12 protein-coding genes and 1 tRNA gene are annotated in these 13,162 nt (G+C 38.9%); 8 read left to right on the top strand and 5 right to left on the bottom strand.

What is annotated here, in order from left to right:
• Positions 1-96 precede the first annotated feature (96 nt).
• Positions 97-564 (bottom strand): ribosomal protein S18-alanine N-acetyltransferase, encoded by a 468-nt coding sequence (rimI, locus tag OOA_RS16195; RefSeq protein ID WP_008913246.1) that lies wholly within the window; start codon positions 562-564, stop codon positions 97-99.
• On the bottom strand, positions 533-943 hold the full coding sequence (locus OOA_RS16190) for a DNA polymerase III subunit psi (protein WP_008913245.1): 411 nt from the start codon (positions 941-943) through the stop codon (positions 533-535). Before OOA_RS16190 ends, rimI begins: the two co-directional genes overlap by 32 nt.
• A gap of 183 nt (positions 944-1,126) precedes the next feature.
• Here OOA_RS16190 and rsmC point away from each other — a divergent pair, with 183 nt between their 5' ends.
• The 8 genes from rsmC to OOA_RS16150 all read left to right on the top strand — a co-directional run bounded on the left by rsmC (position 1,127) and on the right by OOA_RS16150 (position 8,554).
• Positions 1,127-2,140 (top strand): 16S rRNA (guanine(1207)-N(2))-methyltransferase RsmC, encoded by a 1,014-nt coding sequence (gene rsmC / locus OOA_RS16185; RefSeq protein ID WP_008913244.1) that lies wholly within the window; start codon positions 1,127-1,129, stop codon positions 2,138-2,140.
• 167 nt (positions 2,141-2,307) lie between these two features.
• Positions 2,308-2,393, top strand: a tRNA-Leu gene (locus tag OOA_RS16180).
• A gap of 514 nt (positions 2,394-2,907) precedes the next feature.
• Positions 2,908-3,360, top strand: a complete 453-nt coding sequence (cmtB, locus tag OOA_RS16175; RefSeq protein WP_008913243.1) for a PTS mannitol transporter subunit IIA — start codon at positions 2,908-2,910, stop codon at positions 3,358-3,360.
• Positions 3,361-3,381: 21 nt separating this feature from the next.
• A complete protein-coding gene (locus tag OOA_RS16170) occupies positions 3,382-4,764 on the top strand; it encodes a PTS mannitol transporter subunit IIBC (RefSeq protein WP_008913242.1) in 1,383 nt (460 codons plus the stop codon).
• Between the two features lie 24 nt (positions 4,765-4,788).
• Positions 4,789-6,063 carry a zinc-binding dehydrogenase gene (locus tag OOA_RS16165; protein WP_008913241.1) on the top strand — a complete coding sequence of 425 codons (1,275 nt, stop codon included), beginning with the start codon at positions 4,789-4,791 and terminating at the stop codon, positions 6,061-6,063.
• A complete protein-coding gene (gene glpX / locus OOA_RS16160; protein WP_008913240.1) occupies positions 6,063-7,034 on the top strand; it encodes a class II fructose-bisphosphatase in 972 nt (323 codons plus the stop codon). The genes OOA_RS16165 and glpX overlap by 1 nt, the downstream gene beginning before the upstream one ends.
• Before the next feature lie 285 nt (positions 7,035-7,319).
• The gene (locus OOA_RS16155; RefSeq protein WP_008913239.1) at positions 7,320-7,829 is read left to right on the top strand and encodes an MltR family transcriptional regulator; all 510 of its coding nucleotides are present in this window, start codon (positions 7,320-7,322) and stop codon (positions 7,827-7,829) included.
• Positions 7,826-8,554, top strand: coding sequence for a nucleoside/nucleotide kinase family protein (locus OOA_RS16150; RefSeq protein ID WP_008913238.1), 729 nt, complete (start codon positions 7,826-7,828; stop codon positions 8,552-8,554). The genes OOA_RS16155 and OOA_RS16150 overlap by 4 nt, the downstream gene beginning before the upstream one ends.
• Before the next feature lie 160 nt (positions 8,555-8,714).
• Here the strand turns inward: OOA_RS16150 and OOA_RS16145 are convergent, their stop codons facing one another.
• The 3 genes from OOA_RS16145 to phoA all read right to left on the bottom strand — a co-directional run bounded on the left by OOA_RS16145 (position 8,715) and on the right by phoA (position 13,015).
• The gene (locus OOA_RS16145) at positions 8,715-8,975 is read right to left on the bottom strand and encodes a DUF1435 family protein (protein ID WP_008913237.1); all 261 of its coding nucleotides are present in this window, start codon (positions 8,973-8,975) and stop codon (positions 8,715-8,717) included.
• A 255-nt stretch (positions 8,976-9,230) separates the two neighbouring features.
• On the bottom strand, positions 9,231-10,883 hold the full coding sequence (locus tag OOA_RS16140) for a Na/Pi cotransporter family protein (RefSeq protein WP_008913236.1): 1,653 nt from the start codon (positions 10,881-10,883) through the stop codon (positions 9,231-9,233).
• A gap of 695 nt (positions 10,884-11,578) precedes the next feature.
• Positions 11,579-13,015, bottom strand: coding sequence for an alkaline phosphatase (phoA, locus tag OOA_RS16135; RefSeq protein ID WP_008913235.1), 1,437 nt, complete (start codon positions 13,013-13,015; stop codon positions 11,579-11,581).
• Positions 13,016-13,162 lie beyond the last annotated feature (147 nt).

Here is a 13,162-nt window from a genome sequence, read left to right as displayed (position 1 = left end):
TTGCCAATAGGCAACTTGACTTGTTGGATGCATAGAAAATTAGCATAGATTCTTCTATCAGAAAGGGGCACCTAAAAATATTAGCTTATTTCTACCCTACTTATCTTTAAACATATCATCTTTAAACAGCGTTAATGCTAAAACCAGTGCATCTTCACGCCCTTGCTTCGCAGGATAGTAATCTTTGCGTACTGTCGCCTGATGAAACCCCAATTTATCATAGAGGGCTAATGCGGCAGCATTAGATTCACGGACTTCAAGCCATAACGTCAAAATATCTTTCTCAATCAGATCGTTGATAAGCTGATCCATTAAAAGACGCCCATAGCCTCTACCCTGAAAATCAGGATGAACTGCAATATTGAATAACGTTGCCTCATCAAGAACACATTGAGTTATTGCAAACCCAACAATATGATTATTAACAGAAAGTTTAATGTTATGATATCTTTCCCCTTGATTTCCATAAAAAACTCGCTCAGTCCAAGGAAAATCATGGCTTAACTTCTCGATTAAGAAGGCAGTAGCAAGATCAGACTGCTTTAGTGCTGAAATTTTCGTCATATTGATAAATCTGCTTCCATAGTGCCTGTTTAGCGCTATTGCTGGCGGCCAGCTCAGCTAATGCAGGAGAAATAAAGGTCATTTTTGACCCTTCAAGGTGGGATTGACTACCTAAAACCCAACAATTTATTGTTATTGGTGTTGGGAGCATAGCCAGCTGCGTCGAGTTAATACAAACAACATCACTCGGATAAATTTTCATCGCAAGAAAAATATCTTTTAGCAGCGGGTTATTTAAATTCAAGTTGTCATCAGTAATAATAATAAGCTTAGTTGAGTCTGGGATCCTAACACCACGCTCGCCACGTAATACGGCAGGGTTTCTCACTACCCATTGAGTGATACCCATTTGCTTTAAAAGCCTGTCACGTCGTGCCATTAGTTTCATTCCAGTCGCTTGTTAACAGCCACATCTTATCAAAGGGGATTAATAGCGCCAACATGCAATGCTATTTCTCTGTTTTCTGGTAAGGTATACGCCAAATAAATTCGAGTTGTCACTTAATGTGACCCACAACGAAACAGCTCGAATACGAAGAGTATTTTAGGAGATAGATAAATAATGTCATTATTGACACCAGCTAGTGAAGTTATCCAGCGCCATCTTGAGCATTTTACGGATCGTCATGTCATTTTGGCTGGTGACATTCAGGATGAACTTGCCGCCACTTTAGACGCCGCAAGTGTACGCGTTCTAACGAATCAATACCATCGCTGGCAAAGTTTGCATGCACTGATTGGAGAAAATGTCCAATTTTCCGCCACTGCGCCTGCGGACTTCGTTCGTCCTTGCAATACGTTAATTTATTTTTGGCCTAAAAATAAGCAAGAAGCGTGTTTCCAGTTAGATGATTTATGCACTTACCTTGCTGCGGGTAGCCAAATTTTTGTCGTTGGTGAAAACCGTAGCGGTGTAAAAAGTGCCGAATCGATTATGGAAGGCATCTCCACATTGCAAAAGATTGACTCGGCAAGACGCTGTGGGCTCTATTATGGCGAATTAGAACAACCAACGACTTTTGATATTGCTCGTTGGTGGCGTCGCTACGAAGAAGAAAATGTCCAGATCCACGCATTACCGGGCGTATTTAGTCATAATGAAATCGATATGGGCAGCAACTTACTACTTTCTACATTCAATGGCCCTATCAGTGGAAATGTCCTTGATGTTGCTTGTGGTAACGGTGTGCTTGCGGCAGTCATCGGTAAAAATAATGCAGATGTCACATTAACGCTAAGTGATGTGAGTGCAAGTGCAATCGCCTCATCGATTGCCACACTCGAAGCTAACCAGCTGAAAGGTAAAGTGATTGCTAGCGATGTTTACTCTGATATTGATGACAAATTTGATTGGATAATCTCCAACCCGCCATTCCATGATGGGCTGAATACCAGCTACAGTGCGGTTGAGAACATGATCTTACAAGCACCAAAATACCTGAAAAAAGGCGGACATTTCCGTATTGTTGCCAATGCCTTCTTGCCTTATCCAGACATGTTAGATAAAGCATTTGGCGGCCATGTGATGTTAGCAAAAACCGGTAAATTTAAAGTTTACGAAGCGATTAAACGCTAATTTTCATTATATTGTAGTGACAAAAACGGCTAGCCAATTAAGGCTGGCCGTTTTTTTATCCATGTTTCTACATCAATAAAGAATCTATTGATAAAAAATTATTGCTAGCTAAGTAAATTAGCCTAAATTTTTCTGCGTATTATCAATATAAGACAAAGTCTTATATTGCGAGAGTGGCGGAATTGGCAAACGCGTTAGCTTCAGGTGTTAGTGTCCTTCAGACGTGGGTGTTCAAGCCCCCCCTTTCGTACCACTGTTACCGCTTATTCTCCTGATAATTATCTATTTTCAATCAAGTAAACACCGTAAATCGTAGTGATTCACAACAACATCAATCATCTATAATTCCAACATCGATTGATAGGCTTATATCTATCAAATAACCTTGCTTTTATTTTAAAAAATCGAGATAGAAACGAAAAACAATAAAATTTAAGCGGTGCGCCTTACGTGAATAATTAACCAACAATTACCTAAAGTTGATTGATAGCCTGATAGCAAAGAAAAGACAAAGATCACAAAAACAATATTTACAGTAAAAATTATCGTGATGAATGTCAAAAATAATCATCAATTATCAACTTAATTTATGTTAACTGCATCACAATAACTAAGTTGACAAAATATTTTAACTTATGAATCAATTAAGTATATTGTAGTGCTTTTCTGTTTTCACAAAAATCACTCCATTGCTTAAAAAAATTTTTAATCGTATTTTAATTTCGTCACACAACTCCCTACAGAAAATAACAAAGAGAATACCCTTTATGCGATTAATTGACTTTTTCCCTAATTCTGCGATTTCGATTAAATCTTCTGCCAAAGACTGGCAGCAAGCAATAGATTTTTCTATGGAAGCTTTACTCAACAACGACTATGTCACCGAAGGATATGTCGACGCTATCAAACAATCCACACAAATAAATGGCCCGTATTATGTTCTTTGCCCATATGTTGCAATGCCACATGCGCGGCCAGAACTCGGTGCAATAAAAACAGGTTTAACACTAACTCTTCTCAAAGACGAAGTTCATTTTGGTGATGACCACCAGCCTGTACGTTTGTTAATTGGACTAGCAGCAATCGATCCTGATGCACATATTGGCGTTATTCAAATTTTAAGTGAATTACTCAGTGAAGAAGAATCATTACAAGCACTGTTAGATGCCCAGTCAGAACAACAACTCGTGGATATATTAACGAGCTCTGAATTTCAGTAAGAAACAAGACAGGTTACCACTATGAAAAACAAGTCTACACGCGCCAATATTCAAGCATTCGGTGGTTTTTTAACAGCAATGGTGATCCCTAATATTGGGGCATTCATTGCTTGGGGTTTTATTACTGCATTATTTATCCCTACGGGTTGGTTACCAAACGAAAAATTTGCACTACTCGTTGGACCCATGATCACATATTTATTGCCATTGATGATTGGTTCCACTGGTGGATTACTCGTTGGTGGTAAGCGTGGTGCAGTAATGGGTGGGATTGGTACGATCGGTGTCATTGTCGGTGCTGACATTCCTATGTTTATCGGTGCAATGATAATGGGACCACTCGGTGGCTGGGTTATCAAACATATTGATAGGGCATTAGAAAAACGTATTCCTGCCGGCTTTGAAATGGTGATTAATAACTTCTCAATTGGTATCGCAGGTATGTTGTTATGCCTCTTAGCTTTTGAGGTTATTGGCCCTGCCGTATTAGCTGCAAATAACTTCGTTAAAGAGTGTATCGAAGCATTAGTGAAAACAGGCTACTTGCCACTACTGTCAGTAATTAATGAACCTGCCAAAATATTATTTTTAAATAATGCTATCGATCAAGGCGTCTACTATCCATTAGGTATGCAACAAGCTTCCGAATATGGAAAATCCATCTTCTTTATGGTGGCGTCTAACCCAGGCCCTGGCTTTGGTCTACTACTTGCATTTGCCATTTTTGGTAAAGGAATGAGTAAAAAATCTGCACCGGGAGCCATGATTATTCAGTTCTTAGGGGGAATCCATGAACTTTATTTCCCTTATGTATTAATGAAACCACTGACCTTAATCGCCATGATTGCAGGTGGAATGTCAGGTATCTACGTCTTTAACCTCTTAGATGGTGGGCTAGTCGCAGGACCAAGCCCTGGATCTATATTTGCATACCTTGCGTTAACACCTAAAGGCTCTTTCCTTGCCACAATATCAGGTGTTACCGTCGGCGCTCTCGTCTCATTTATTGTTACTGCCTTCATTTTAAAAATGGAACGTAAAAGTGTTGATGAAGAAACAGATGACCAATTTGCAAAATCAGCCAATAACTCTAAAGCAATGAAGCAAGCTGGTTCATTCAAATCTTCAGACATCAAAAATATAGCTTTTGTTTGTGATGCAGGTATGGGATCAAGCGCTATGGGGGCAACCACATTTCGCAAACGACTTGAGAAGAATGGATTGACTATTTATGTTAAGCACTACTCTATCGAAAATGTTCCTGCAGATGCTGACATCATTATTACTCACGCCAATCTTGAAGGTCGAGTCAAGCTTGTAACGGATAAACCTCTGATATTAATTAAAAACTATCTAGGCGATCCAACACTTGATGAGCTTTTTAATCGATTAACTTCCAAATAATTTTTTAAAAAATAGAGTATAAAAATGAAAACTAAAGTTGCAGCTATCTATGGTAAAGGTGATATCCGTATCCGTGAATTTGAATTACCTAAAATTACGGATAATGAATTATTAGTTAATGTGATTTCCGATAGCATCTGTCTTTCAACTTGGAAAGCAGCCATGTTAGGAAGTGAACATAAACGTGTCCCAGACAATTTAGAAGAACACCCAATCATTGCAGGTCATGAATGCGCAGGAATCATCGTCGAAGTTGGTAAGAACTTACAAAATAGATATCACAAAGGTCAACGCTTCGTACTACAACCAGCTATGGGACTACCTAGTGGTTATTCAGCCGGTTATAGCTATGAATACTTCGGAGGGAATGCCACTTATATGATCATTCCTGAAATCGCTATTAATTTAGATTGCGTCTTACCTTATGAAGGTTCGTATTTTGCTGCGGCTTCTTTAGCTGAACCGATGAGCTGCATCATCGGAGCTTATAACGCCAATTATCATACAACGCCATATGTTTATGAGCATCGAATGGGAACTAAACCACAAGGAAACCTTGCGCTACTTGCTTGTGCGGGTCCTATGGGCATTGGTGCTATTGACTATGCTATCAATGGTGGTATTCAGCCCAAACGAATCGTGGTTGTGGATATTGATGAAACACGATTAGCTCAAGCAGAAAAACTACTCCCAAAAGAACTAGCCGCGAGTAAGGGAATTGAGCTGCACTATATTAATAGCGCAAAACTGGATAATCCGCAGCAAGAGTTAATGCATATTACAGATAACGAAGGCTTTGATGATGTTTTCGTTTATGCTGCCGTTCCATCCGTTATAGAACTTGCAGATAATATTTTAGGTGAAGATGGTTGCCTTAACTTTTTTGCAGGTCCTACCGATAAAAACTTCAAAGTACCTTTTAATTTCTACAACGTTCACTACGGAAGTACCCATATAGTAGGAACTTCAGGTGGTTCAACACAAGATATGAAAGATGCTATTAAATTGAGTGAAACAGGAATAATACAACCCTCCTTCATGGTGACTCATATTGGTGGGTTAGATGCCGTACCTGAAACTTTACTTAATCTACCAAATATCCCAGGCGGTAAAAAACTTATTTATAACGGTGTCACAATGCCATTAACAGCGATTACTGATTTTGCTGAAAAAGGTAAAACCGACCCATTATTTAAAGAGTTAGCTTACCTTGTTGCTGAAACGCATGGAATTTGGAATGAACAAGCAGAGCATTACTTACTAAAACATTTTGGTGTTGATATTGGAGAAAGCGTGTAATGCAACATCTTAGTTGGCCCATTTTCCGGGTAACAGAAAAGGCGGCTCTTGCTGCATGGCCTGAGGTTGGTTGTGGCGATAAAAACATTATTGATGGGTTAGCCGTAAGCGCGATGCGAGAGGAGTTAAACACATTACCAATGCAAGGTAAAATTGTCATTGGTGAAGGTGAAATAGATTGTGCTCCCATGCTGTACATTGGAGAAGAAGTCGGAAATGGTCAAGAAATAGCCATTGATATTGCCGTTGACCCGATAGAGGGAACTCGAATGGCGGCGATGGGGCAAAGTAATGCCTTGGCCGTCATCGCCTTTGCTCCGCGAGATACACTCTTTCATGCACCTGATATGTACATGAAAAAACTCGTTGTTTGTCATCAAGCGAAAGGCTGCATTGATATCAAACTTTCTTTGTCGGAGAACTTAAATCGTATCGCTCAAGCTTTAAATAAACCATTATCCTCCCTTAGAATGGTCACTTTAGATAAACCTAGGTTAAAAAAAGACATCGAGGAAGCGTTACACCTTGGTGTTAAAGTCTTCGCTTTTGCAGATGGTGATGTAGCAGCAAGTATTTTGACTTGTCAGAGAAATAATGAATTTGATCTGATGTATACCATTGGTGGCGCACCAGAAGGCGTAATTACTGCCTGTGCTGTAAAAGCAATGAATGGTGATATGCAAGCTGAATTGATCGATTACTGCCAAGCAAAAGGTGATAGTGAAAACGGACGTAAAATTGCACAAAGCGAGTATCAGCGCTGCCAAGAAATGAATGTAAAAATCAACCATTGTTATGAATTAGATGAATTAGTTAAAAGTGATCAAATTCTCTTTTCAGCAACAGGCGTCACCTCAGGGGATTTACTACGTGGTATTTCTCAAAATGAGCATACCATTACAACTCAAACATTAGTGATCAATGGGATAGAACGAACGACGAATATAATTAGCTCTCAACATTATCGATAAAATTCACATGTCTACGCTCATCATCATTTGAGGTATAGCAAAGAATAAAATGAGGCTATTCGAGGAGCATACATACACTATGTGACTCGACTAGTTTCATGTTATTAGCACACCATGCAACTTGAAGTATGAAGAATATATCGAGGGATGGTAAAACGGTTTACACTACAAGGAAATAATAATCAAAAATACATTATGCCTTTTTATACTGATTATGATGTAGGATAAATTTGGCCAAAAATCCGCAGACTGTGAAAACAAAAACGATTGAATGATAAAGAGCTAATGACCAGACTGACTGAAGACGACATATTACAACAACTTGAAGCTCAAGATACTTTATCCAGCTTTATGAGTACCACTAATAATATGTTAATGGAGGGGATACATAAATTTTTACCTTCACTCTTCGTCAATAATGATGAGGAAATCCTCGAATATGCAGTAAAGCCATTACTTGCACGGAGTGGGCCTTTAGATGACATCAATGTATCACTGAGACTTATTTATGCGTTAGGTAAAATAGACAAGTGGCTATACAGCGATATCATTAGCTTTTCGCAATTCCATGAATATCTATCAGAGCAAAATAACGATGTCGATTTTTTAAGTGATATGACATGGGATTTTGTCTGCAATATCAATGCAATCACTAATAATGAAATATTATTTTCTGGATTAAAAAGAATCAAATTTGCAGATTTTGCTATCTACTCTGATATACGATTTATCCAAATGCTAAAAACAACACTCACACTGGCAGTAACGGAAATCCTACAGGAATTGAATCCATGAATGTGACTCTTAGTGTTAACGGGTTATCAGTACCCGTCAGTTTTAGTGATGATGAAATTGAGCAAGTTCACCTTCCAATACTTAAGCAATTTGCTGAATTACATAAAAAATCTAAAAATCAAAGAACGATTATATTTTTGAGTGCACCGCCAGGAACCGGTAAATCAACATTAACAACGTTTTGGGAATATTTGTGTCAACACGATGAATACTCAACCATGCAGCTACCATCAATACAAACTTTGCCCATGGATGGATTCCACCATTACAATGATTGGTTAGAAGCTCATCAATTAAAATCATTAAAAGGTGCACCTGAAACCTTTGATATCATAAAGCTTGCAAAAAATATCAAAGAAATATGCCAAAAAGACGGAACTTGGCCACAATATAGTCGTAAATTACACAATCCAATTGAACATGCGATTACTGTCACGGCACCAATTGTAATTATTGAAGGTAATTGGTTACTCCTAAACGATCCTAAATGGCTAGCATTGCAGCCATATTGTGATTTAAGTATTTTTATTCACGCCCCTGAAAAATTATTAACTCAGCGTTTGATCGCGCGTAAAGTTCAAGGCGGATTATCCCTTGAAAAAGCAGAAGCATTTTATTTATCTACAGATGGGCCAAATGTCAGAAAAGTGTTAAATGAAAGCAGACCCGCAGACTTAATGTTAGAGATGGATGAACGCTCCAGTTACCGTTTTTTACAAAATTAAGCTAAATAATTATGTTGAATGAGTTTAACTTTATCTCATTCAACATAATTTTAAACTATCTAACCAATAAATAAAATTAAACAACAACAGTGCATTACCTTGAGTTAGCCGCTCACCCCTGACCATAAATTAAATGCTAAGCAATATTGATCAGGTTGTACTACGCATTATGCTGTAGCCCCAATGCGACTAGACTACATAACAACGCAATCACCGCTGGAACAATCAATAAACGCCGAGAACCACGATTGAACAACATTGCGGCGGTAGTCAGCATCGTCACAATGGTGACAATCTTAAGGCTATTTAACCCCATATTACTGAGTAGATAAATTACGCTCAACAAAATAACGGCAAAGACACCCCATAACCCAGCTGTAGTGCGCCGAAGATAAGTGCTTTTTGTTACGCTAGTTGGCATAAGCTACCTCAATAATACAAATGATAATTATTATCAATAATATCTATTTTTTAACAAAATACAATATTATTTTGTTGAGGTAACTGCTCTATTGAATAACGATTTAATATAACTCAGCCGTACGCTTTCATTTCAAATTATTCAGTCGATAACACTTGAATCGATGACACATAACAGCCCGTATTTTCGATTAATCCAGACTATACATGGCATAATTCAAGTTGCTTAAGACTAGATAAAAATAAAGCGTATCACTCAGCTATTTTTTTCATTTTCTAAACCCTGCTGATCTTTTCGAGTTTCAGCAACACCTTCCAGCGCATGGTAAGCAACAGCACAAAATAATGAATTCAACCGCTTCATATCCCCCAACAAACTAACGTGTAAATTGCTGGTATCCAAACTTTGCATATTTTGCTCATGTAATCGTTCAACATGTGAATAGGCAAATCGCTGGTTAATTAAGCGGAAACGGTGTTTTGCTCGGCGAAGACGTTTTGCATTATCAATATCAGCGGAGACGAAAACAGACATACCAAGGTTTAAATTTGTTTGTAAGCGCTCAAGTAATGAATGAAGTTCTTTATATCCTTCAACAGAAAATGAGCGACGATCATCAATCGATTTTTTTACTACCTCAGAAGTCATGCGATGAATAATGGCTGAAGATTGTTGCAAGTTAAATGCAGTATCAATAATTTCAGCCCAGCGTCTTGAATCTTCTTCGCTTAGCTCACTTTGCTGCAACTGAGCAAGATAAAGCTTGATACTGCTATGCAGCATATCCACTTCTTCTTCTAATCGATTGATCTCTCTTTTTTGTTCTTTATTGCCATTAAGCACATCAATAAAACGTTGTAACATCGACTCAAGTACATCACCCAGCCGTAAGGTTTCTCTCACCGCATTGGCAATAGCCAGTGACGGCGTTTCTAATGCGCTTTTATCCAGATAACGAGGAGCAGTTTCATGCTCTGTTGAAGGAACGATTGGACAAAGTTTACTACACAATTTAGCCATTGGTCCGACAAAAGGGAGCATCAATAGACAACGAATTAAGTTATAGAATACATGGAAATAGATCACCACTTCCGCTTCATTAAATTTATATTCACCTATCCAATTCGCTAACGGTGTCACCCATGGCAATACCACGATGCAGCCAATTAATTTAAAAAACAAGCTACCCAGAACGACTTGGCGGCAAACTTCATTTTGCCCTCGACTACTCATTAGTGCTAATAAACCGCTACCAATATTAGAACCAATAACAATACTCAAGCTAATATAAAGTGGTACTAATCCTGTAGCACTCAGCGTCGCGGTCAGCAAAACAGCGGCAAGGCTTGAATAGCTGATCATCGCAAACAAAGCACCCACCAGCAGAGCCAATACCACGTCGCCACTCAGTGAGCTGAAAATAGCCTTAACAGCTTCTGCATGAGTGATAGGTTCAGCCGATGCAACGATAAGCTGTAATGCTAATAATATAAGCCCGAGGCCTATCCCTACGCGACCAATTTGACCGGTTCTATTTTTTTTCTGACTTAAAAAGGTCGATACACCAACGAGGATCAGCAAAGGTGATAGCCATGAGAGATCAAATGTCAGAACTCGAGCCATCAACGCTGTTCCCACATCTGCACCGAGCATGATAACCATTGCTGGTGCGAGCGAAATCAACCCCTGAGAAACAAAAGAGATCACTAACAATGCGGTTGCATTACTACTTTGTACCAGTGCCGTTACACCTACGCCAGAAAGAAATGCGCTCGACTTTCGACTTACGCTTTTCCCTAGGATACGACGTAAATCGGCACCAAAGACGCGCATAATGCCAGTACGAACAATATGTGTTCCCCAAACCAGCAATGCGACTGAAGATAAAAGATGTAAAAGTTCTAACATTGAAATCCTATGGTGTTGTATTTGTTATATTCGTGACAACAGTTGTTAAAACAGTATGAGCTTAATTAACGTGAAGAGAGTTGTCTTTTTAACCTGATGGATAAAAGAAAATTGAGTAATTCAAGGTGATATTACATTAGGCTTAATTGTCTCATTATACATAATTATCATTATTTTTCAAAAAGTTAAGCCAGCCACCCTAAGATTTAAATAATTTTTGGTGCATTTTGCCAATAAATGAGACTACCTGATATGTATAAAAATAATCTAATCAGGAACGCTAAACACCATACTCAAGTTTTTAAACCTGCCATGCAAGTTGAAAAGTAATGCACACACCTTGAAGATAAAGTAGAAAGGCTGATTTAAGCGATTCTATAGCCATACCAATCAATCTAATATAAACACATGACGATTTTTTATACCTGAAACGGTAAAGTAACGCAAAAGAGTTAATGTAAGAGAGCATTAATTTAGATTAGAAATGATGAATGTGTTCTTTTGGTGGTTTATAAGCTAACCGTATTGAATAACTCGATTTAGATGATGACAGTCATCGAAAACCACGTTAGTTAAATACGCTGAGTAAATAGTATATTTCCAACATAAGCGATGAAACTTGATATGTGTAGCGCATAAAGTAAAAAAATCCCCCGTGACATCCTATCGCGGAGGATTTAACTTACAGGGTTGGTTTATTGTTTCAGTCCCATGGCATCACGCATGGTAAAGAACAAATCTGTTTGATCAGTCAGACCCATTACGTTTGCAGCATGTGGTCCATATGCTGCAACACGTAGTTGAGAGCCTGTATGCTCTTGTGAATCTTCTTCTGAGTTACCGTAGTTAACAACCATCACTGAACCATCTTTTGTGATTAAGGCTTGTGTCAGCCCAGTTGACTTGGTCCCTTCAGGGATAATTTGGCTAGAGTGAGCATGGTCAGCCGTGACAATAACCAGCGTATCACCATGTTTTTTCGCAAACTCTAAACCAACTTGTACAGCTTCATCCAGTGCAACTGTTTCACCGATTTGTCCACATGGGTTAGCATTGTGATCTTGTTTGTCGATAGATGCACTCTCAACTTGTAAGAAGAAACCATTTGGATTCGCTTGTAACAGGTCGATCGCTTTTTCTGTCATTTGAGCCAGTGTTGGTGCATTAGGGTCTAGCTTAGAATTCGGCTTACATTCAAGTGGTTTATCATTAATGTTGCCGTAATGAGTGGCTTTTGGCCCTTCCCACGCTACTGCCATATTCCCATCGTGGAATAAACCAAGTACGGGTTTGTCTTGGTTAGCGACAGTAATCGCCTCTAATGATTTGGCATCACGAACAATGTTATAACCGCGCTCTTTTGCCTGCTCTTCTAGCGTTTTGCCTTTGTAATCACCCGCGGTAGCAACTTGTTTAAAACTTTTTGCACCACCACCTAAAGTAATATCCGCACGCGTAACCAGCAATTGCTCAGAGATAGAACCACGTCCGCCATTTTCTAAGGCATTCGTTGCACACTTCTCAGAAGTTTGTTCAGGGCCATAACATTTACGTCCGGTCACATGCGAGAACTGAGCCGCAGGTGTAGCATCTTGAATTTCGGAGGTTGTAACGTTACCTGTCGCTTTACCGTTACGTTTCGCAATTTCAATCAAGGTATCGTGATCTTTACCGAAAACATCAATACCCAATGCGCCGTTATAGGTTTTAACCCCTGAAGACCATGCAGTTGCAGAAGCAGCTGAATCCGTTACATAATCAGGTTTTTGCGTCTTTTTATCTAACGCATAATGCGTATATTGGCCAGTAATCGGTAATGCATCGATACCTTTAAAAAAGCCCGCTGCACCTTCCGCGTAGTTACGTGCAACAGTAATTTCAGAGTCACCCATACCATCGCCAATAAATAGGATTACATTTTTTGCCTGTCCATTGTGCAGAGCTGCTTTCATGATCTCTGTTTGTTCTTGAGCAACACGACGAGCACCACCAAATTTTGTGATATCGCCTTGTGCTGCACGATTTTCAGAAACCGCATCTGTTGGTGTCGCTGCATATGCAGGGATAGCACTACCAAAAAGCATTGTACTTACAGCAACTGCTAAAATAGATTTCATGCAATGACCTGTCATAATCGTTTTCCTTGCCAATATAAAAATATTAAACATTGAGTAACTTCGAATAATGGCAGGCATGCTAATCGAGCTAGATGACAGTTGAATGACGTTTTTGTGTCGAAAAAAAGATGATTGTCATAAATGAAAATAAAGCAGCTAATA

This window comes from Providencia burhodogranariea DSM 19968 (genome assembly GCF_000314855.2).
In the GTDB taxonomy this organism is placed as follows: Bacteria; Pseudomonadota; Gammaproteobacteria; order Enterobacterales; family Enterobacteriaceae; genus Providencia; species Providencia burhodogranariea.
The sequence above is the reverse complement of the archived record's forward strand: the minus strand, read 5'-3'. Positions and strand labels throughout refer to the sequence as shown.

Coding starts and splice junctions, on each gene's coding strand:
- OOA_RS16155 (WP_008913239.1), top strand. CDS start 7,320: ATGACCAGACTGACTGAAGACGACATATTACAACAACTTGAAGCTCAA.
- OOA_RS16190 (WP_008913245.1), bottom strand. CDS start 943: ATGGCACGACGTGACAGGCTTTTAAAGCAAATGGGTATCACTCAATGG.
- OOA_RS16140 (WP_008913236.1), bottom strand. CDS start 10,883: ATGTTAGAACTTTTACATCTTTTATCTTCAGTCGCATTGCTGGTTTGG.
- OOA_RS16165 (WP_008913241.1), top strand. CDS start 4,789: ATGAAAACTAAAGTTGCAGCTATCTATGGTAAAGGTGATATCCGTATC.
- rsmC (WP_008913244.1), top strand. CDS start 1,127: ATGTCATTATTGACACCAGCTAGTGAAGTTATCCAGCGCCATCTTGAG.
- glpX (WP_008913240.1), top strand. CDS start 6,063: ATGCAACATCTTAGTTGGCCCATTTTCCGGGTAACAGAAAAGGCGGCT.
- OOA_RS16150 (WP_008913238.1), top strand. CDS start 7,826: ATGAATGTGACTCTTAGTGTTAACGGGTTATCAGTACCCGTCAGTTTT.
- rimI (WP_008913246.1), bottom strand. CDS start 564: ATGACGAAAATTTCAGCACTAAAGCAGTCTGATCTTGCTACTGCCTTC.
- OOA_RS16145 (WP_008913237.1), bottom strand. CDS start 8,975: ATGCCAACTAGCGTAACAAAAAGCACTTATCTTCGGCGCACTACAGCT.
- phoA (WP_008913235.1), bottom strand. CDS start 13,015: ATGACAGGTCATTGCATGAAATCTATTTTAGCAGTTGCTGTAAGTACA.
- OOA_RS16170 (WP_008913242.1), top strand. CDS start 3,382: ATGAAAAACAAGTCTACACGCGCCAATATTCAAGCATTCGGTGGTTTT.
- cmtB (WP_008913243.1), top strand. CDS start 2,908: ATGCGATTAATTGACTTTTTCCCTAATTCTGCGATTTCGATTAAATCT.